The 21456-nt window shown below is 39.0% G+C and carries 16 protein-coding genes and 1 riboswitch; of the genes, 1 reads left to right on the forward strand and 15 read right to left on the reverse strand.

Features of this window, described 5'->3' with window-relative positions:
- Positions 1–50 precede the first annotated feature (50 nt).
- The 6 genes from CEQ83_RS19790 to hflX form a co-directional block, all read right to left on the reverse strand.
- Entirely contained in the window at positions 51–1877 is a 1827-nt protein-coding gene (locus CEQ83_RS19790; RefSeq protein WP_028411372.1) for an APC family permease, read from the reverse strand.
- A gap of 162 nt (positions 1878–2039) precedes the next feature.
- Positions 2040–2183: riboswitch (cyclic di-AMP (ydaO/yuaA leader) on the reverse strand.
- Positions 2184–2374: 191 nt separating this feature from the next.
- Entirely contained in the window at positions 2375–3415 is a 1041-nt protein-coding gene (locus tag CEQ83_RS19795; protein WP_028411373.1) for an N-acetylmuramoyl-L-alanine amidase, read from the reverse strand.
- A 922-nt stretch (positions 3416–4337) separates the two neighbouring features.
- Positions 4338–5672 (reverse strand): type I glutamate--ammonia ligase, encoded by a 1335-nt coding sequence (gene glnA, locus CEQ83_RS19800; RefSeq protein WP_013084732.1) that lies wholly within the window; start codon positions 5670–5672, stop codon positions 4338–4340.
- A gap of 83 nt (positions 5673–5755) precedes the next feature.
- Positions 5756–6163: a MerR family transcriptional regulator gene (locus CEQ83_RS19805; RefSeq protein WP_014458504.1), complete on the reverse strand. Its 408-nt coding sequence runs from the start codon at positions 6161–6163 to the stop codon at positions 5756–5758.
- A gap of 182 nt (positions 6164–6345) precedes the next feature.
- Positions 6346–7608: a methionine gamma-lyase family protein gene (locus CEQ83_RS19810; RefSeq protein ID WP_028411374.1), complete on the reverse strand. Its 1263-nt coding sequence runs from the start codon at positions 7606–7608 to the stop codon at positions 6346–6348.
- A gap of 14 nt (positions 7609–7622) precedes the next feature.
- Positions 7623–8885 carry a GTPase HflX gene (gene hflX, locus CEQ83_RS19815; RefSeq protein ID WP_155017478.1) on the reverse strand — a complete coding sequence of 421 codons (1263 nt, stop codon included), beginning with the start codon at positions 8883–8885 and terminating at the stop codon, positions 7623–7625.
- A gap of 277 nt (positions 8886–9162) precedes the next feature.
- On the opposite strand from hflX, the gene CEQ83_RS19820 reads away from it, so the two are divergent.
- The gene (locus CEQ83_RS19820) at positions 9163–9774 is read left to right on the forward strand and encodes a trimeric intracellular cation channel family protein (protein WP_013058789.1); all 612 of its coding nucleotides are present in this window, start codon (positions 9163–9165) and stop codon (positions 9772–9774) included.
- Between the two features lie 31 nt (positions 9775–9805).
- Here CEQ83_RS19820 and spoVK read toward each other — a convergent pair whose 3' ends face one another.
- From spoVK to miaB, 9 genes are all read right to left on the reverse strand, one after another.
- Positions 9806–10744 (reverse strand): stage V sporulation protein K, encoded by a 939-nt coding sequence (spoVK, locus tag CEQ83_RS19825; RefSeq protein WP_223546698.1) that lies wholly within the window; start codon positions 10742–10744, stop codon positions 9806–9808.
- A gap of 205 nt (positions 10745–10949) precedes the next feature.
- Positions 10950–11174 carry an RNA chaperone Hfq gene (hfq, locus tag CEQ83_RS19830; protein WP_013058791.1) on the reverse strand — a complete coding sequence of 75 codons (225 nt, stop codon included), beginning with the start codon at positions 11172–11174 and terminating at the stop codon, positions 10950–10952.
- Between the two features lie 32 nt (positions 11175–11206).
- Entirely contained in the window at positions 11207–12157 is a 951-nt protein-coding gene (gene miaA / locus CEQ83_RS19835) for a tRNA (adenosine(37)-N6)-dimethylallyltransferase MiaA (RefSeq protein ID WP_098112974.1), read from the reverse strand.
- 100 nt (positions 12158–12257) lie between these two features.
- Positions 12258–14135 carry a DNA mismatch repair endonuclease MutL gene (gene mutL / locus CEQ83_RS19840; RefSeq protein ID WP_028411376.1) on the reverse strand — a complete coding sequence of 626 codons (1878 nt, stop codon included), beginning with the start codon at positions 14133–14135 and terminating at the stop codon, positions 12258–12260.
- 18 nt (positions 14136–14153) lie between these two features.
- A complete protein-coding gene (gene mutS, locus CEQ83_RS19845; protein WP_028411377.1) occupies positions 14154–16811 on the reverse strand; it encodes a DNA mismatch repair protein MutS in 2658 nt (885 codons plus the stop codon).
- A 163-nt stretch (positions 16812–16974) separates the two neighbouring features.
- Positions 16975–18372 (reverse strand): branched-chain amino acid transporter BcaP, encoded by a 1398-nt coding sequence (locus tag CEQ83_RS19850; protein WP_028411378.1) that lies wholly within the window; start codon positions 18370–18372, stop codon positions 16975–16977.
- Between the two features lie 176 nt (positions 18373–18548).
- A complete protein-coding gene (locus tag CEQ83_RS19855; protein WP_013058796.1) occupies positions 18549–19094 on the reverse strand; it encodes an outer spore coat protein CotE in 546 nt (181 codons plus the stop codon).
- A 225-nt stretch (positions 19095–19319) separates the two neighbouring features.
- On the reverse strand, positions 19320–19751 hold the full coding sequence (locus CEQ83_RS19860; protein WP_013058797.1) for a YlbF/YmcA family competence regulator: 432 nt from the start codon (positions 19749–19751) through the stop codon (positions 19320–19322).
- 1 nt (position 19752) lies between these two features.
- Positions 19753–21282 carry a tRNA (N6-isopentenyl adenosine(37)-C2)-methylthiotransferase MiaB gene (miaB, locus tag CEQ83_RS19865; protein WP_025601388.1) on the reverse strand — a complete coding sequence of 510 codons (1530 nt, stop codon included), beginning with the start codon at positions 21280–21282 and terminating at the stop codon, positions 19753–19755.
- Positions 21283–21456: the final 174 nt, after the last annotated feature.

Here is a 21456-nt window from a genome sequence, read left to right on the forward strand (position 1 = left end):
AAAATTAAAAACCTCCAACATATAAGTTGGAGGTTTTTAGTCATGTTTCATTATTTTTTAAAACGATAAGGTACCGTTGTAACGATTACGTTTTTACGGTAAAGCAAATGTGCTTTTAACAGCAGACTGGACTGATTATGAAGGATGTTTTGCCAGCTTTTTTTCGTGATGAACTGCGGAATAACAACCGTAATAGCCATATTATTTTCACGGGCTTTTTCTTCAGCCATATCGATGAATCGAAACAGCGGACGCACAAGACTGCGGTATTGAGAATGAAACGTAACAATACGAATATCAGGCTGCCACTTTTCCCACTTCTCTTCCATTCTCTTTTCGCTTTCTCGGTCAAAAGCAACGTGCACCGCAATAACGGTATCACCAATCGTTCTTGCATAGTTCAATGAATTTTCCACTACCTTTGTCATTCCTGCTACAGGAACAATGACCACACTTCCTTCAAGCTTTCCAATCTTTTCTCCTTGCTTAATACGAAGCTGCTCTCCTACCGCTTCATAATGCGTATGAATGCGATGAAAAATATAAACGATAACCGGTAAGAAAACGAGCACGGACCATACTTGTGAAAACTTCGTTGTAAACAAAATGATTAGCACCGTTAAGGTAATGAGGGCACCAATTAAGTTAATGGTTAGCTTTCCTTGCCAGCCGGCCGGCTTTTCTCTAAGCCATTTGACAATCATGCCTGTTTGAGAAAGCGTAAATGGAATGAACACTCCAACTGCATAAAGAGGAATTAATTGTTCCGTCGCTCCTTTAAAGGCGACAAGTAAGACAATAGAAGCAATTCCAAGGGTCACAATTCCATTTGAATAGCCTAGTCGATCGCCGCGAATTTGAAACATTCTTGGCATGTATTTATCAGACGATAAGTTTACGGCAAGCAAAGGGAAAGCTGAAAAACCTGTATTCGCCGCTAGCACTAAAATCAGAGCTGTGGTACCTTGAATAAAATAATAAAATCCATTTCGTCCAAATACACTCGATGCAATTTGTGATACAACCGTTTCATCTGCTTTTGGAGAAATGCCAAGCCAATAAGCTAAAAACGTGATGCCAGAAAATAAAACGGCTAAAATACCGCCCATCAGCATTAATGTATGAACAGCATTTTTTGCACCTGGATCTTTAAAGTTAGGCACTGCATTTGAAATAGCTTCTACACCAGTCAATGCCGAACAGCCTGATGAAAAAGCTTTTAATAATAAAAACAAACTAATACCTGGCACCACGGTACCGAGAGATGTATGAAGCTCAGGTGAAACTTGACCTGTCACTATTTTGAAGAAGCCCACCGCTATTAACAAAATAAGAGCAATAACAAATAAATAAACCGGATAAGCTAAGACAGAAGCGGATTCTGTTACACCTCGTAAATTTAAAACCGTAATAAAAATCACCAGCAAACACGCAATTACTACGTTATAGTGATGCAGCGTTGGAAAAGCCGAAGTTAAAGCATCGGTTCCTGCTGAAACACTCACGGCAACTGTTAAAATATAATCTACTAACAGTGATCCCCCAGCGATAAGTCCAGGATTTTCTCCTAAATTGGTTTTCGAAACAATATAAGCTCCTCCGCCTTGCGGATACGCATAAATAATTTGACGATATGAAAGAATTAAAGCCGTCAGCAGCACCAATACCCCAATCGCAATTGGAATCGAATACCAATAGGCAAGCACGCCCACTGTTGCAAGGACAATCAAAATCTGTTCTGTTCCATAAGCCACTGAAGATAAGGCATCTGATGATAAAATAGCCAGCGCTTTAAGCTTACTAAGCTTTTGATCGCCTAACTCTTTTGTTTTGAGCGGCTTTCCAATCAATAATCTCTTGAGAACTGAATAGTTCACGTAATTTCCCTCCGATGATTGCTTAGCTACTATTCACTGTTCGTTGCTAAGCTCCGTTACAAGTTCATGAATAAGTGATATTATCCCTAAAAAATACCTTTTTATGTTAAAAAAGCGCACAAAAAAAACACTAAGGGTTCTCAGCGTTTTTACACAGCTTAAACCTCCTCTCCAAAACGCTTATGGGGTTAGCTGTCGGATTCGGGCTATGAGAGTAGCCCTACCTTTTAAAAAAAAGGATTCACCCCAAGTGACAATGCACAAATTTGGGTCCCCCACTTCTGACGAATTAAGCGATAACAGGTCAATATAATTTTCGGTTAAAGAGTATGATCGATAACATGTTTCTTTCATAACTATCCTTTGTTCTTAGATAATATACTCCCGTACAAATGGTTTGTAAAGCATTATTTTACGTAAACGATAAAATAGTACTTAAGGCGCTTTTAAGGGGAAAACAAAAGGCCTTCTGCCTGCTTACAGAAGACCTGCTTTCTTTAACTTTTTGCTTTTAAAACGGCTGCTAGCTTGTTTTTCGTTTGAGGACCATAAATGCCATCTACATCATAAGGAAGATACACAAGCTGAAAACGTCTGACTGCATCTTTCGTTTGTACTCCATATATTCCGTCTACTGACCCTACTTTAAAACTAACCGCGTTTAATGCTCTTTGAAGCTGTTTCACTGCTTCTCCAGAATCGCCTTGTTTTAAAATTCCATTGGGAAGTGGATATTGTTCAGAAGGTGGTGTTGGAGTAGGTGTTGGTGAAGTTCCTGAAGGAATAACAATTGTTTTTCCAACCTGTAGTGTTAAAGGATCAGAAAGCCCTGTATTCGCTTCTTGAAGCTCCTGTACTGTTATGCCGTACTTCTGTGCAATACTGTACAGCGTATCTCCTTGCTTAATTGTATACGTTTTTTCACCTGGTTCAGAAGGTGATGGATTTGGTGTCGGTGTTGGAGATGGCGATGGATTTGGAACTGCACGACGAGGTAAATTTAAATATACGGCAATTCCTTTTGCATACGATTCACCCATGCTTTTTAAAAAAGCTTCATTTTGAAGAAGTGCTGCATCGGCGCTCCTATCAATAAAAGCTATTTCAGTTAGTACTGCAGGCATATTTGTTAAGCGAAGCACCGCATAATTGGCCGATTTTCGTCCACGATTCGGATGATTATACGACAGCAGCGTTGGCTGTACTTGCCCGTGCACAATCGATTGAAACGTTTTACTAGCATTGCTAGCGCTTCTATAAACATAATCTTCGTATCCTGTTCCTCCACCGGCATTTACGTGAATAGACATAAATGCATCTGCCCCCCACGAATTAGCTTGAGAAGCGCGCTGAGATAACGATAAAAAAGTATCTGTGGTACGGGTGGTTTTAATCGTAAAGTCACTGTAAGTGCTATTTAAATAGCTTATTAAATATTGTTGAATTTTTAACACTAAGTTTTTTTCATACAGTCCATTCGCTCCAACTGCTCCTGCATCTGCCCCACCATGTCCTGCATCAAGATAAATTTTTTTCATATTACTTGTCCCTCCTTATTGTTAACATATGCATGAGGGAAAAAAGTGCTACGTATACTAGCCTACTTAGTGAAAAATTACTAAAAAAGGAGATTGAGACATAACGAAATCACTTCAAACTCAAAACGAACAAATGGGATAAATGCGCTAGTATGGATGGCTTGTTACATCGCTGTTGAATTCCGTGCAAGGCTTCGCTTTCCGCGGGGGGGCTGGTGAGCCTCCTCGTCGCGTGCGCTACTGCGGAGTCTCACCTATTCCGCTTTTCCCCCAGGAGTCTTCGCCTGCCCTCCAATCAACTTCTAGAAGCAACTAAATAGATGAAATCTACGTTCATCCTACCAATAAAAAAATCCGCACAATTCATCGTGCGGTTCCCTCCTCCTAACATACTTTTGGTCCAGATTCTATTCTGGTTGATTAAATAGATCAGGAGGGTCTATTATTTATAACGTTAGGACCTATTTAAAAAGCAGAACGCCTACAACAATGAGAATAATCCAAATTGGAATGCTTATCAATATCCCTATCACTAAACCTTTAAAGAAATTTCCTTCTTTCATTTTTATTACATTCCTCTCCAACAGTATTTTCTAACGATACTATGATTGGCTGAAAACTCTCTGAAGTTATACTGAAATACAGTGCAGAGTGAACACATAAACAATCTCACTATCTGTTATACACTACTTTTACTTATAGATTCAATGAGACAAAAAGCTCATCCTTTTTGATTCATGTAAACAAATTCTTTCTTGTATGTAACAAAACAATAAAAAAGCTCCCTGTAAATTATACGACAGGCAGCTTTTTTATAAACAAGCTATATTATTCAATTTACGTATGTAGAATGTTATTTATTCATTGTGAAAAACAAAAAAGTCGGAGAGAACGTACAAACGATCTCTCCGACTTTTAAAAATTAATATTGGCTCATGTATTGGTCACGTTCCCAAGGATGAACTTGTGTACGGAACATATCCCACTCGATTTCTTTCGCTTCAACGAAGTGCTCTGCTAAGTGTTCACCTAATGCAGAAACCATCACTTCGTTTGATTGGAAGCTATCTAAAGCTTGAGCTAATGTTGCAGGTAAATCTACGATACCTTCTTCAACACGCTCTTCTTTTGTCATTACATAGATATTACGATCAATAGGTTTTGGAGCTTCAAGATTGTTCTTGATTCCATCTAAACCAGCTTTTAATAGAACAGCCATTGCTAAATATGGGTTAGCAGCTGGGTCTACGCTACGTACTTCAACACGAGTTCCTACGCCGCGAGAAGCTGGGATACGGATTAATGGGCTACGGTTGCGAGCAGACCATGCAACATAACAAGGAGCCTCATATCCAGGTACTAGACGCTTATAAGAGTTTACAGTAGGATTTGTTACTGCTGTAAAGCTGTGTGCGTGCTTGATGATACCTGCGATAAATTGACGAGCAGTATCACTTAGCTCTAGATTACCGTTCTCATCATAAAATGCGTTTTGGCCATCTTTGAATAACGAAACGTTACAGTGCATACCTGAACCGTTCACACCAAATAATGGTTTTGGCATAAATGTAGCATGTAAGCCATGTTTACGTGCAATTGTTTTTACAACAAGTTTGAACGTTTGGATATCATCACAAGCTTTTAATGCAGCAGCATATTTGAAGTCGATCTCGTGTTGTCCAGGAGCTACCTCATGGTGAGATGCTTCAATTTCAAAGCCCATTTCTTCAAGCTCTAATACGATGTCACGACGGCAGTTTTCACCAAGGTCAGTTGGCGCTAAGTCGAAGTAGCCACCTTTATCATTTAATTCTAATGTAGGTTCGCCTTTTTCGTCTAATTTGAATAAGAAGAACTCTGGCTCAGGTCCAAGGTTAAAATCAGTAAATCCTAACTCTTCCATCTCTTTTAACACACGTTTTAAGTTATTACGTGGATCGCCATCAAACGGAGTTCTATCTGCATTGTAGATGTCACAAATAAAACGTGCTACTTTACCTTTTTCAGATGTCCAAGGGAAAATAACAAATGTATCAATATCCGGGAATAGGTACATATCTGATTCTTCAATACGTACAAACCCTTCAATAGAAGAACCGTCAAACATCATTTTGTTGTCTAACGCTTTTTCTAATTGACTTACTGGAATTTCAACGTTTTTAATTGTTCCTAAAATGTCAGTGAACTGAAGACGAATATACTTTACATTCTCTTCTTGAACTTTGCGGAAAATATCTTCTTTTGTGTACTTTGCCATCGTGTGATCCTCCCCTAAATCTCTATATAATATTTATAATCTATACCCCTCATATACGAACGGCATAAATATTGATAACTTTATTAATGAAAGAACCTGGACATATCTCCTTGATTTAAAGTTGCTCGATTAAAACGGCCTGCTTGCATAAGTTCTGCACGAAGCATTTTTCGCAACTCATCGTCCGTTAATTCTGGCTTTGCTGTTTCTGCCACAACTTTTTCTTCTTGCTTATGCCCTTTTTGCTCCTTTTGAAGATGAAACAGCTGTTTTACACCTGCTAAGTTTACACCTTGTTCGATTAGATCGCGGATTTCAAGCAGCTTATCAACATCGTTAAATGAGAATAGTCGTCGATTTCCCTCTGTTCTTACCGGTGCAACTAATTCATGTTCTTCATAGTAGCGAATTTGGCGAGCAGACAACTCAGTTAACTGCATCACAATTCCAATCGGGAAAAGTGGCGTATTTCTTCGAATGTTGTCACTCATTTCAGTTCCTCCTTTGGATTAACTATTTACATTGTATGCTATGTTAGTTCACCTGTCAACCGAATGTTAGTAATTCTAACATAAATTTTTCTGAACATTTTTTCTATACAAATAAATAGCACTTCGTTTATTTTTATAGCTTATCTTTTTCCTTCTTAACGGGGAGAAATAATCTTTCTATCTTATAAAAGTTCTTTTGTCAGTAATTGATCTACCGCCATGCATATTGCTACTTTTACATGAGCATACGTTAATCCGCCCTGCACGTAAGCGACATAAGGCGGCCTGATAGGACCATCTGCCGTAAGCTCGAGGCTCGCTCCTTGTATAAACGTTCCTGCTGCCATAATCACATCATCTTCATACCCTGGCATATAAGCAGGATACGCCGTTACGTGTGAATTAATTGGCGAAGCGAATTGAATTGCCTGACAAAAAGCCACCATTTTATCGGGGTCATCAAACTGAACGGATTGAATTAAATCTGTTCGTTCACTGTCCCACTTCGGTTCACTTTGCATACCAAGCTCTTCAAACATAGCGGATGAGAAAACCGCTCCTTTTAAGGCTTGACCTACTACGTGCGGCGCCAAGAAGAACCCTTGATACATTTCTTGCAAGCTATACAGCGTCGCTCCAGCTTCTGCACCGATTCCAGGAGTTGTCATTCGGTATGAACAAGCTTCCACTAGGTCTTTTCGTCCTGCAATATAGCCACCGATTTTAGCGAGACCTCCACCAGGGTTCTTAATAAGCGACCCCGCCATCAAATCTGCTCCTACATGCGTTGGCTCGATTGTTTCTACAAATTCACCGTAGCAGTTGTCAACAAATACAACAACGTCAGGCTTAATGCTCTTTACAAACGAAATCATTTCTTTTATTTGAGCGACTGTAAAAGAAGGACGAATGCCGTACCCTTTTGAACGCTGAATGCCTATCATCTTTGTATGCTCATGAATAGACGCTTTCACTTCTTCAAAATCCACTTGACCTTCCTCAGTTAAATCTACTGATTTATAGCTAATGTTATATTCTTTTAAAGAACCTACACCGCTTCCTCGTATGCCAACGATTTCTTCAAGCGTGTCATAAGGCTTTCCGGTTATATATAATAGTTCATCTCCAGGACGCAGTACACCAAACAGCGAAATGCCGATTGCATGCGTGCCTGAAATAATTTGCGGACGCACTAGACATGCTTCTGTTCCAAAAACGTCCGCATATACTTTCTCCAACGTATCGCGGCCTAGATCGTCGTAGCCATACCCCGTTGTCGGATTAAAATGTGAATCACTCACTCGGTTTTGCTGAAAGCTTTGCAGCACTCGAAATTGATTTGCTTCAATACGCTCGTCAATTTTCTCATGTACGGGCTTAATCTGCTTTTCTACTTTTGCAGCAAGTTCCCGAATGCGTGCCCCGTTTTTTAACTGATCAAACATCATTTCTTTGTTCCTCAACTTTCTTCAAGCGTTTGTAGCTTTTTGTAAAGGGGATGCTCTTTTGCAATATACCCTTTGCACTGATACTTCTCAGTTTCTTCATTGAACTTTAACGACTCAAGAATAGAGACCGTTTTTAGTTCAGCGAGCATTTTTCCTTCATAAGCCGGCAGCAGCACATGAAAAAACGCCATTTCTTTTTTCATTTCTTCTTGAATTCTTTCCCCAAGCTTCACTAAATCCGTAGCTTTAAAAGCGCTCATTGATAACGATGTTGAAGCGGATGGGACAAATAGTTCATGCTGCATATCTTCTTTATTGTAAACTGTTAGCATCGGAATGTTCGTTACGTTCAGCTCTTCTAGTAAGCGATGCACTGTTTTTTCGTGGTTGTTGTAATCTGGATTAGATGAATCTACCACGTGCAGAACAAGGTCAGCTTCGGTTACTTCTTCAAGTGTTGAACGGAACGCGGCTACTAACGTTGTTGGAAGATCTTGAATAAATCCAACCGTATCCGTTAACAGCGCCGTTAATCCTGACGGAAGCGTATACTGTCTTGTCGTTGGATCAAGAGTTGCAAACAGCTGATTTTCTTCAAAAATACCAGCTTCTGTTAAGCGGTTAAAGATCGTCGATTTACCAGCGTTCGTATAGCCCACAATTGCAATTTGATAGACATGATTACGCTTACGTCTTTCTCGATAACGTTCGCGGTGACTTACCACTGTCTTTAACTGACGCTTAATTTCATCAATTTTACGGCGAATATGTCTGCGGTCACTTTCAAGTTTCGTTTCACCAGGACCTCTTGTTCCAATTCCGCCTCCAAGACGCGACAAAGCGGTACCTTGTCCTACTAACCTAGGCAGCAGATAATTTAATTGAGCAAGTTCCACCTGCATTTTTCCTTCTCGCGTTTGAGCACGCTGTGCGAAGATATCCAAAATCAGCTGCGTGCGGTCAATAACACGCGCAGATAACCCTGCTGACAAATTGCGGATTTGACTGGGTGACAATTCATCATTAAATACAATTAAATCAGGCTCTAACTCTTCTTCAAGAGCCACAAGTTCTTCTACTTTCCCTTTTCCAATATAAGTAGCTGGATGAATGCGATCGCGCTTTTGCGTTAACCTTACCAGCACTTCGCCTTTTGCAGTCTCAGTTAAAGATGCTAGCTCATCCATTGAATATTCAAAACGTTCGTCATCGTCATGAAGCTGACATCCGACTAAAATTACGCGTTCAAGTTCAGTATTCATTTCTGCTGTCAAAGATTTTTCCTTCCCTTACTATTAAATTGACAAATCATTCATATCATATCAAAAAAATCTCCATTTCTCCATCTTTGCAAAAGAGACAGAATACATTGTCTTTTACTAGTTTAACACCCTTTTTAAAATCTATAAAACGATGATTAAAAAAACATTGAAATATCACGAAATTCTGTATACAATTTGAATTGGTTTACTTATCGAAATTTGAATCAGGCTGCCTGATTTTAAAATAATAGTCGCTACTTGGTGAAAACAGAATAAAGGGGATAGCATCATGACTTGGGACGTACTTAGCATTATTGGAACGATTGCTTTTGCAATCAGCGGAGCTTTCATTGCGATGGAAGAGGAATATGATATTTTAGGCGTTTACATACTCGGAATCGTAACGGCTTTTGGCGGAGGAGCCATTCGAAACCTGCTTATCGGTGTACCGGTGTCTGCCCTTTGGGAACAAGGACTCTTTTTTCAAATTGCTTTATTATCTATCACTGCCACTTTTTTATTTCCAAACAATATCTTAAAACATTGGAAGCGATGGGGAAATTTTTCGGACGCCATTGGCCTTGCAGCATTCGCGATTCAAGGAGCGCTTTATGCCACTCATATGAACCATCCGCTTAGCGCGGTTATTGTAGCTGCGGTCTTAACAGGAAGCGGCGGGGGGATTATCCGAGATTTATTAGCACGCCGAAAGCCTACTGTTCTTAAAGATGAAATTTATGCCGTATGGGCGATTATCGCAGGATTTAGCGTAGGGCTCCATATTACAAACACGCCTGTAGAACTTTATACGTTATTTATCTTGCTTGTAGGCCTTCGGATGTGTTCATACATTTACAAATGGCGCCTGCCGATTAAAACGATTCGACAACCAAATATGTAGAAAAAAGCCTTTCATGACGAAAGGCTTTTTTTCACAGCTGAATATCGCTTGACGTTAAAGTTAAAAGCTCGTTACGTTCAAAGCTTTCTTCTTCTAAAAGCCTCATGGATTGAGTACGTATGGAACGTTCAATAATGTTTCGCACATATCGACCGTTACTAAAATCCCTAGGCGTCTGATTGTACTTCACGTCCATAAAATGATCTTTTAGCTTTTTATAGGCCTCTGTACTAAACTGATACTGCCTGTCATTCATCATGTGACCCGCAATGTCCATCAGTTCATTAACATCATAATCCGGAAAATCAAAAATAAACGGAAACCTAGAGCGCAGTCCTGGATTAAGACTTAAGAAATTTTCCATTTCTCTTGGATAACCAGCTAAAATCAATACAAACTTATCATTTGAATCTTCCATATGTTTGACCAATGTATCAATCGCTTCTTTTCCAAAATCTTTTTCTCCCCCTCTTGCAAGAGAATAAGCCTCATCGATAAATAAAATACCTCCAAGCGCTTTTTTTACAAGATCTCTCGTTTTCTGAGCGGTATGACCAATGTATTCTCCAACTAAATCTGCACGCTCTGCTTCAATTAAATGTCCTTTAGACAAGATGTTCATATTCAAAAATAATTTACCCAGCAGGCGGGCTACCGTCGTTTTCCCTGTTCCTGGATTTCCTTTAAACATCATATGCAGCGCCTGCTTTCCCGCTTTTAAGCCCTGTTCCTCTCTTTTTTTGTTAATATATAGCCACGCATATATTTCTTTTATCATTTTTTTCAATTCTTCCATTCCAACCAGTCCGCTCATTTCTCGTTCAATTTCCCGAAGCGGCTCATGATTTATCACAGCTTTTTTGGCAGGACGCGGAATTGATGTCGTATACGATTTTTCCTTTTTTGTTTCATTATTTAAAATGATATTAATTTGCCCATTATTTTTAAGAGTTATCGGCTGTTCCACCATGTTCACCTCTCGTTTCATCCCACTTCTCTGTATCGCATAGCTGCATGCGATGAACGATACGAAGACAATGATCTCTTATTACCGAAGAAATAATCGTCTATTATAAGGTTTATGTTCAATGAGTAAAAACAATGTTAAGAAACTTTTCTAAGCCTTTATTTACATAAAAAAAGCATCCGAATATGCGGATGCTTCTCTTTAATCTCTATTCAAGTTCTACTGTAATATTTTTATTTGGTACAAATGTCGAAATCGCATGTTTATAAATCAGCTGCTGTTTTCCTTCAGATTCAATTAGCACAGTAAAATTATCAAATCCTTTAATTAGTCCTCTTAATTGAAAACCATTTAAAAGAAATACCGTCACATAGATATTTTCTTTACGTAATTGATTTAAAAATTGATCTTGAATATTAACTGATTGTTTCATTATTCGGCCTCCTCGTTTCTCTATCTGTTTACTTAATTCGCTTCTTTCTTCAGCTTTCCTGCAATATATGTAAAAATTTCAGCAAACTTTTCGGGAAATTTGTCAACTTCCATCTCTATCCATTTTACAGGCATTTTATTTCGAAACCATGTTAACTGACGCTTTGCATATCTGCGTGAATTTTGTTTCAACTGTTCAACGGCTTCTTCGAGCGTACAGCGTCCCTCAAAATAAGCATAAAGCTCTTTGTAGCCGATAGCTTGAATTGATTGTACATCATGCAGACCACTTTCGTACAATGATTTGACTTCCTCAAGCAGTCCAGCCTGCATCATCATATCGACTCGGTGATTAATTCTCTCATATAATACGTCTCGATCCATTGTAAGTCCAATAATGGTTACATCGTATAATAACTCTTGCGACTGTTCTTTTGTATAGTCACTGAATTTTTTGCCGGTTACTTCATAAACTTCAAGCGCTCGAATTACACGGCGATGGTTATTTTTATGAATAGCAGCCGCACTGTCTGGGTCAATTTCTTTGAGCTTCTCATACAGGGGATCAATGCCATGAGCTTTAATAAATACTTCCATTCGTTCACGAACTTTTTCATCACTAGGCGTTTCTGTGAACTGATAATCATAAATAACGGATTGAATATAAAGACCCGTCCCTCCAACAATCATCGGCATTTTTCCTTTAGCATGAATATCATCGATTTGTTTTCTTACAATCTCTTGAAATTCTGCCACAGAAAACGATTCATCCGGCTCCTTAATATCGATCAGGTAATGGGGAACACCCTGCATCTCTTCTTCTGACACCTTTGCTGTTCCGATATCCATCCCTTTATAAATTTGCATCGAATCACCTGAAATAATTTCTCCGTCTAACTGTTTGGCAAGTTCAATGCTTAATTTTGTTTTACCAACCGCAGTTGGTCCAATAATGACAATAAGTTTTGGTTTCTCTCCCGTCATAACAACACTACTTTCATCTATAGGCATTCACATCATTCCATTTTATCCAAATGGTCATGATTTATTCAACAAAACGGCTAGCTGCAGCTAGCCGCATTGCTTACATCACTCGCTTAAACATTTTTTCCATTTCATACGTCGAATGATGAATAATAATTGGTCGTCCGTGCGGACACGTAAATGGATCCGTTGTTTTTCTTAACGTTTCAAGTAAAGCAAAAATCTCATCGTTTCGCAAATGATGATTCGCTTTAATCGATCCTTTACAGCTCATCATAATAGCCGCTTCTTCTCGTAACTTCTCGATATTGACTCGTTTCATCGTAAAGATTTGCTGAATCATTTCTTCAATGGTTTCCTGTTCCTCTCCTTTTGGAAACCACTGCGGATGTGAACGAACGATATAGGAGTTTTGTCCAAACGGTTCTAAAAAGACTCCTACTTCAGCAAGCATGTCTTTGTATTCTTCTAAAATCAAGGCTTCATTTCCCGAGAACTCTAGCGTAAGCGGCATAAGCAGTTCTTGAACTTCTGAATCTACTTCTCCAAGCTTTCGCTTAAAATATTCGTACTTAATTCTCTCCTGCGCCGCGTGCTGATCAATAATAAATAATCCTTTTTCATTTTGTGCCAAAATATACGTTCCGTGCATTTGTCCAATTGGGTACATCGCAGGAACACGCGGTTCTGGCTGTTCTTTGGCTGAACGGTTTGGTTCTGGAATAGGTGCGTTTTCTTCCACCGATTCTTCATAGTGTTCTATTTCTCGAAACGTTGGCTCAAGTTCTTCATCTTGACGTATGACCTCTGTTTTAACAGGCGGCATGATCTCGTCTACACGAGCGGTAGTCTCCTTAAAGCTAGGCTCGCGAACCGTATCAGACGGCTGATAGCCAGACGGTTTAGACTGATGATCAAATGTAAAGGTCTGCTGCTCAGTTGGCTGCACAGCTGATTTTGACTTGGTTGGTACTACAGCATCCGGAATTAACTGCTGCTTTTTAAAAGCAGCTTTTACTCCTTGTTCAATAAGCTCAAACAGCTCCGCTTCTTTACTTAAACGCACTTCTAGTTTCGCTGGATGAACATTCACGTCCACTAACAAAGGGTCCATTGTAATGGTTAAAAACACGATTGGAAAACGGCCGATAGGTAAAAGGGTATGATAGCCCTGCTGTACCGCTTTTAACAACCCGTAGTTTTTAACAAAACGACCGTTAATAATGGTGGACATATAGTTGCGAGAAGCTCGTGTAATTTCAGGAAGGGCAACGTAACCATTCACTTCATAATCAAGAGACTGAACGTTAATCGGAATCATTTTTTTGGCGACTGCCATTCCATAAATAGCTGCAAGCACTTGGCGCACATCTCCGCTTCCGTTCGTATACAGAAGCTGTCTTCCTTGATGCATCAGCCGAATTGAAACTTCAGGATGAGACATCGCAAGGCGATTGACGACATCCGTTACGTTACCAAGCTCCGTGTTTACCGTCTTCATATATTTTAAACGTGCAGGTGTGTTAAAAAATAGGTTTTCAATAACAAGTTCGGTACCTTTTCGGCTTGACGTTAATTCGTGATGAACGATTTCTCCGCCTCTAAGTTTAAGGTGAGTGCCGGCTTCTTCTCCCGTACTCGTTTTGAGTTCAAGCATTGAAACCGAAGCAATACTTGGCAAAGCTTCACCGCGAAATCCTAACGTTCGAATTCGAAATAAATCTTGTTCTGTTTTGATTTTACTTGTCGCATGTCTTTTAAAAGCGGTCAAGCAGTCTTCAGAAGCAATGCCGTCTCCATTATCCAATATACGAATTTTTGAAAGCCCAGCTTCTTCTAGTTCAATTTCAATAACTGTACTGTTTGCATCAATAGCATTTTCGACTAGTTCTTTCACCACCGAAGCAGGTCGTTCAACAACCTCTCCGGCAGCAATTTTATTTGAAAGTTCGTCTGAAAGCTGCACAATTTTACCCACAGACTCACTCCTCTCAATCTATTTCTTTTTTAATGATTTTTGCAGTTCATACATCGCATTCATTGCGTCTAAAGGCGTCATTTCTAAAATATCGAGCTCTTTTAAACGATCGATAATTGCTTTTTCACGTTTTGAAAGCGCAGGCTTTTCTTTTTTCTCTTCTATTTCAAAGAACGAAAGCTGATTGGCTTCATCTGCTTTTTTACGATCTGCACGTTCTTCTTGAACCAAAGAAGCACCTTCTTGTGGAACTTGTTGTGTTATCTCTTCTCTTTTTGGAGCCTGACGTACAGGTTCACGCTCAGAAAATTGTTCTAAATCGTGTAAGATGACGCGAGCTCTCTCCAGAAGCGGATCTGGAAGTTCTGCTAGTTCCGCTACGTGAATACCATAGCTTTTATCTGCGGCACCATCTTTGATTTTGTGTAAAAAGACGACTTTCCCATTTTTTTCAACCGCGCTTACATGAACATTTTTAAGCGCAGGAAGCGACTCATCGAGTACGGTTAATTCATGATAATGAGTAGAAAATAGTGTCTTACAGCCAATATGTTCATGAACGTATTCAATAATTGCTTGAGCAAGAGCCATTCCGTCATACGTAGACGTGCCCCGTCCAATTTCATCTAACAGGATCAGACTCGACTGAGTGGCATTTGTCACTGCATTCTTCGTTTCTAGCATCTCGACCATAAACGTACTTTGACCTGAAATTAAGTCATCAGCTGCTCCGATACGTGTAAACACTTGATCAAAAATCGGCAGAACCGCTTCGTCAGCTGGCACAAAACAGCCAATTTGAGCTAATATCGCCGTTAAAGCGACCTGACGCATGTACGTACTTTTACCAGACATATTTGGTCCTGTAATCAGTAAAATTGAACTATCATCTGTCATTTGACAGTCGTTTGGCACATATTCCTGCGAATTCATTACTTTTTCTACTACTGGATGGCGTCCATTTTGAATCGAAATGTCTTCACTTGAAAAAATAGGCTTAGTGTAATGACGTTCTTCACTGATTTTTGCAAAGCACTGCAGTACGTCAAGCTCACTTACTTTTTTAGCAAGTTCTTGCAGCCTTGGAATATATGCTTTTACTTCTTCACGAATTTGTAAAAACAATTCATATTCCAGCTCTACAATTTTCTCTTCCGCTTCTAAAATCAGCGCTTCTTTTTCTTTCAGCTCAGGCGTAATAAAACGTTCTGCATTGGTTAACGTCTGTTTTCGTTCATACATTCCTTCAGGCAAAAGATGCAGATTTGCCCGCGTTACTTCTATATAATAGCCGAACACGCGATTATAACCAATTTTCAGTGAGCGAATCCCTGTTTTCTCACGCTCTTGCTGTTCAAGTGACGCAATCCACGTTTTTCCGTTTCGGCTTGCATCTCGGTATTGATCAAGCTGTTCATGATAGCCGTCATTAATAATGTCTCCTTCTTTAATTGACAAAGGAGGGTGCTCTTTTAATCCTCTTTCAAGAAGATTAGCTAATCGCTCACAAGGATCAATGTCTTCAACAAGCTTTGTGGCATAAGGATGATTCAAACGATTCACAACCTCTTGAATATGAGGCACATTTTGCAATGATTTTTTTAATTGAATTAAATCACGAGCATTTACATTCCCAAAAGCTACTCGACCAGCTAAGCGTTCTAAATCATATACGTCTTTTAACAACTCACGCAGTTCTTCTCGTTCAAAAAACTGTTTCATTAAGACATCTACCATATTCAAACGATTATCAATATCCGCTTGTTTTAAAAGCGGACGGTCAATCCAATTTTTTAATAAACGGCCGCCCATTGCCGTAACGGTCTGGTCTAATAGCCATAGAAGCGAGCCTTTCTTTCCTTTTGAACGAATCGTTTCGGTTAACTCTAGGTTTCGCTTAGAGAACAAATCAATTTTCATATATTCATTGATTTGATAAAACTGCACGGGCTGTAAGTGCTCAAGCGAACGCTTCTGCGTGCGAGTTAAATACTGAAGAATACGCGCAAACGTTGTAATAAGCTTTTGCTGCTGAAGCGACTCTACTAAATAATCTAGTCCTTCTACTTGATCTGTACTATTCTCATAAGAAATGGTAATCGTCATGCGCTCTTTTAGTGTTTGTAATAAGTCAGCAGGAAACTCAGAGCTTACAACGACTTCTTTTGCTTCTTTTGCATAAATCTCTGAGACGATATCGTGAAATGAACTAACAAGCGTTACGCTGTTTTCTCCTGTAGACAAATCAGAAAGAGCAAGACCAAACGTTTGATCCTCGAACGCAGTAACAGAACAAATATAGTTATTTTCCTTTTCATGCAGTCCGCGTTCATTCATCAGTGTTCCGGGTGAAATCACCTGCACCACTTCTCGCTTTACAACACCTTTTGCATGCTTAGGGTCTTCTACCTGCTCACAAATAGCTACTTTAAATCCCTTTTCAATTAAACGCTCGATATACGTAGGAGCAGAGTGATACGGAACCCCGCACATCGGAATTCGCTCTTGTCCTCCTCCGTCTCGACTTGTTAATGTTATTTCAAGTTCTTGAGAAGCTGTCGTAGCATCTTCAAAGAACATTTCATAAAAATCACCTAATCTAAAAAATAAAAAGGCATCTTGATACTCTGCCTTAATTCTCAAATATTGCTGTATCATTGGCGTATACGCTGCCATACTATTCCTCCATACCACATCTAGTTGTGCGTTTTTGCTACACGTATTATAACATAAGTCTTTCTTAAACTTAATTTATTCAAATAGAACAATCTTCAATTTCTTTTCATCAAACAAATAAAAAAGCTTCGGACGAAGGAAGAAGCTTGTCCGAAGCTTTTCATTATTTACTGCTGTTCAAATGACTATGCTTACGTCCGTATAAGAAGTAAACCACTAGCCCTAGTACAAGCCAAATTACGAAACTAATCCATGTTAACTTTGGAAGCTGAAGTGCTAAGTATAAACAGAACACAAAAGCTAAAATTGGAATCACCGGCACGAACGGTACGCGGAAACCAGTCGATTCTGAAGTTTGTTTTGATTTACGTAAATATAAAATTCCAATTGATACAGTCATGAAAGCAAAAAGAGTACCGATATTTGTTAACTCTGCTAATCTTCCTAATGGTACTAAACCAGAGAAGATAGATACTAGTAAACATGTAATCCACGTATTTACTACTGGCGTTTGTTTTTTCTCACTGATTTTTGAAAAAGGCTTCGGCAATAGACCATCTCGACTGATCGCATAAAATAAACGAGTTTGTCCATACATCATAACGAGTAATACCGTTGTAATACCAACAATTGCACCTAATGAAATAAATCCTGCTACCCAGTCTTGATTAATGTAGCTTAAAGCAAATGCTACAGGGTTTTTAACATTTAATTCAGTATAAGGGACGATTCCTGTTAAGATAAGCGATACGACGATATAAAGGACTGTACAAATCGCAAGAGATGCGATGATTCCAATTGGCATATCTCGCTGAGGCTTACGTACTTCCTCGGCCGCTGTTGCTACAGCATCAAATCCAATGTAGGCGAAGAATACAGTTGCTGCTCCTGTCGCTACTCCCGAGAAACCAAACGGCATAAACGGCGTCCAGTTTTCTGGCTTAACATAGCTAACTCCTACCCCGATAAACAGAAGTACAACAGCCAGTTTAATAATAACCATGATAGCATTAAAACGTGAAGATTTTTTTACTCCTTGTGTTAAAAGCAAGGTAATTAAGAAAACAATTATAATTGCTGGAATATCAATGTACGTGCCGTTTGCAGGATTGTATGCACTTGTTAAAGCTTTTGGAAAATGTATGCCAAACCCTGCTAACAATCCTTGGAAATACCCCGACCATCCGCTCGCTACAGCAGAAGAAGCAAGACCGTATTCCAAGATAAGATCCCACCCTAAAATCCAAGCAATTAATTCACCAAATGTTGCATAACTGTAAGTGTATGCACTTCCTGAAACGGGAACTGTTGAGGCAAACTCCGCATAACAAAGAGCTGCAAACACACACGCAAGTCCTGACATAATGAAAGATATAACTAAAGCTGGACCGGCATGTTCAGCGGCGGCTACGCCCGTTAATACAAAAATTCCGGTTCCGATAATGGCTCCAATTCCTAACATCGTTAAATCGAAAGCGCCTAAATCCTTTTTTAATTTAACACCTTTAGAGTTGGTTTCACTAATTAACGTTTGAATTGATTTTTTACGAAATAAGCTCATAGTAAACCCCCAAAAATACTTATCTGATATAACTAAATTTTCTGAAAATTAATGCATTATTTTCTTTAGATTTACTATACACTGCGCATTCGACAAAAAGCAATATATTTTTTTATTTTTATAAGAATTTTCTTAAAATAGTAAAAATAAAAAAACTAGGAAGAACTTCTTCCTAGTTACTCATCGTCTCCTAATATAAAATCAGGATCTAAATCTTCAAATTCATCGTCATCTACGTCTAAATCAAACTCGTCTTCATCATCGCAGCCTTTCGGATTTACTGCAACACAAACCTTGGTTTCGCCAATCACTTCCGCCAACAATTCTCTCTCTACTTGAACAATCGTTTTATTGCCATTTGGTGAAATTGTGCACTCTAGGCAATTTGGCTGCTGCAGTACGCGAACAATTACTTCGTAATCGTCTCCAATCGAATCTTCGTCTTTATAGCGCAGCTTAATATTATCTTTGTATGATACGGTTTCCGTCCAAACTTCGGTTTTTGTATTATTATTGTACGAATACCAGATGTTAATATCATATCTGCCGTCAACTTCTACATTGCTGCCGCTTTTCTTTGCTTTGTACTCATGGTTAATCACCCAGCATCCTAAGATGCTTGTTGGTCGATTTTTCGGTGCAAGCGTATGAGACGATTGTGTAAACTTGCGACCTTTACCTACGACTGCTTTTGTAATAATTTCTCTATAGTGTTGTGACATGTGAGCATACCCTCCTCAAACTATCTTCATTTCATCCTATGCAGGCTCATTCACTTGTTTGCACATTATTTTTAAGAAACTAGGTTTAAGGCATAAAAAACCTATGTTCCATTGTATGCAAGGATATAGAAAAACGTGACAATTATTAGAGAGAAAATCTGCCCAATTTTCGTGCAACGTGATGCACAAAAAAATGCCTCAGCAATTTGCTAAGGCATTTTTTCTTTATGAGCAGCTAGATCCAGGGCTGTTTCGCACCTGTGAACCTGTTTCACCGCGCAGTAAATCACCATCTGTTGACACAATAATTTCATCTGTTACTGTGTTTGAAATAGTGTTAGCGACAAGTTGAAGCAAATCATTCACGTTTATTTGAGACTCTTGAAACTGCTGAATAATCGGCAGTTCATCCAGCTCTTCCTGTAAACGATCGATTTTTGCCTCCACTTGTTTTAACGCTTCTGTCTTACCATAATGTTGGAAATTAACAGCTTGTTTTTGCAAACTTTTAATGCTTGCAATGGTTTCACGCACTTTTTGATTTTCGTTAAGCTGAGCTTCGGCACGCTTGAAGAAATCTACTTCTTCCGTTTCAGCGATCATTTTTGCCAGCTCTTGAGCACGTTTAATTACGTCACTCTTGTTATACTGCGCCATATTACTTCACCTCTGCTGTTTCTTCTACCATTTCCCCGTTTAATGTCCATGTTTTGGCTTTTGTAACTTTTACTTTTACAAGTTGCCCAATCACTGACTTAGGTGCTTTGAAGTTTACAAGCTTACTTTTTTCCGTGTAGCCTGCTAATACTTCCGGATTATTTTTACTTTCACCTTCTACTAATACTTCGACAACTTTACCTTCATATTCCTTCAATTTCTTTGCAGAAATTTCATTTACAAGAGCATTTAAACGCTGAAGACGCTCTTTTTTCACTTCCATTGGTACGTTGTCTTGCATCTTAGCAGCCGGCGTACCTTCACGAGGTGAATAAATAAACGTATAAGCACTATCAAATTCAACCTCACGATATAGCGACATTGTTTCTTCAAACTGCTCATCCGTTTCATTTGGGAAACCAACAATAATATCAGTTGTTAATGATGCCGTTGGAATGGCTTCTTTAATTTTACGAACAAGCTCTAAATAATGTTCACGAGAATATTTTCGTGCCATAATTTTTAAGATATCACTGCTTCCTGATTGAACAGGCAAGTGAATGTGATCGACAAGATTTCCACCTTTAGCAAGAACTTCAATTAAACGGTCATCAAAGTCACGAGGATGACTTGTTGTAAAACGGATACGAGCAACGTCAATTTTACGGATTTCGTCCATTAAGTCGCCTAAGCCGTACGTCATGTCTTCAAAATCTTTTCCGTATGCATTAACGTTTTGGCCTAGAAGCGTAATTTCTTTGTAGCCTTGAGCAGCTAAATGACGTACTTCTTGGATAATATCTTCTGGACGGCGGCTTCGTTCTTTTCCTCGCGTATACGGAACGATACAGTACGTACAGAACTTGTCACAGCCGTACATGATGTTAACCCATGCTTTGACGCTGCCTTTACGTGCTCTTGGAAGGTTTTCAATAACGTCCCCTTCTTTAGACCATACTTCAATCACCATTTCTTTTGCTAAGTATGCTTCGTTCAAAATGTGAGGCAAACGGTGAATGTTATGTGTACCAAAAATCATATCCACGTGCTGATGTTTTTGTAAAATTTTATTTACAACTGACTCTTCTTGAGACATACATCCGCAGACGCCGATTAATAGCTCAGGACGCTCGCGCTTTAAGGCCTTCAAGTGTCCTAATTCACCAAACACTTTATTTTCCGCATTTTCACGGATCGCACACGTATTCAATAAAATAACATGAGCATCTTCAACAGAGTCAGTCGGCTCGTAGCCAAGGCCTAGAAAAATACCAGCCATTACTTCTGTATCGTGCTCATTCATTTGACAGCCGTACGTACGGATATAAAACTTACGTCCCTGTCCCATTCCATGAAACTGTTCATCGATTGCAAAATCGTTGTGATAGGAAACTTCTTCTTTTCCTCGTTTTTTCGCATCTTTTAAAGAAGGTGGCATGTATACTGTTTGAAAATATTTGCTGTAATCCTTTTCGGATTTTTTGTCCGCTGGATTAACTTGGTTGCTTTCTAAACGTTGTTTTTCGTTCATAAAAAAATCTCCTTTCGCCATGACAATTGTCACGTTGCACCTGTAAATCGCAAAAAAATGTGACAGCCTTATGCTTATGCATAAAACTCATCACATTAACATAGTATATAACTTTCAAGTAGCGAACACAATCATATACCTATTTTCTATACCTATCACTATGAAAAAATCCGA

Origin of the sequence: Priestia megaterium (assembly GCF_009497655.1) — a bacterium.
In the GTDB taxonomy this organism is placed as follows: domain Bacteria; phylum Bacillota; class Bacilli; order Bacillales; family Bacillaceae_H; genus Priestia; species Priestia zanthoxyli.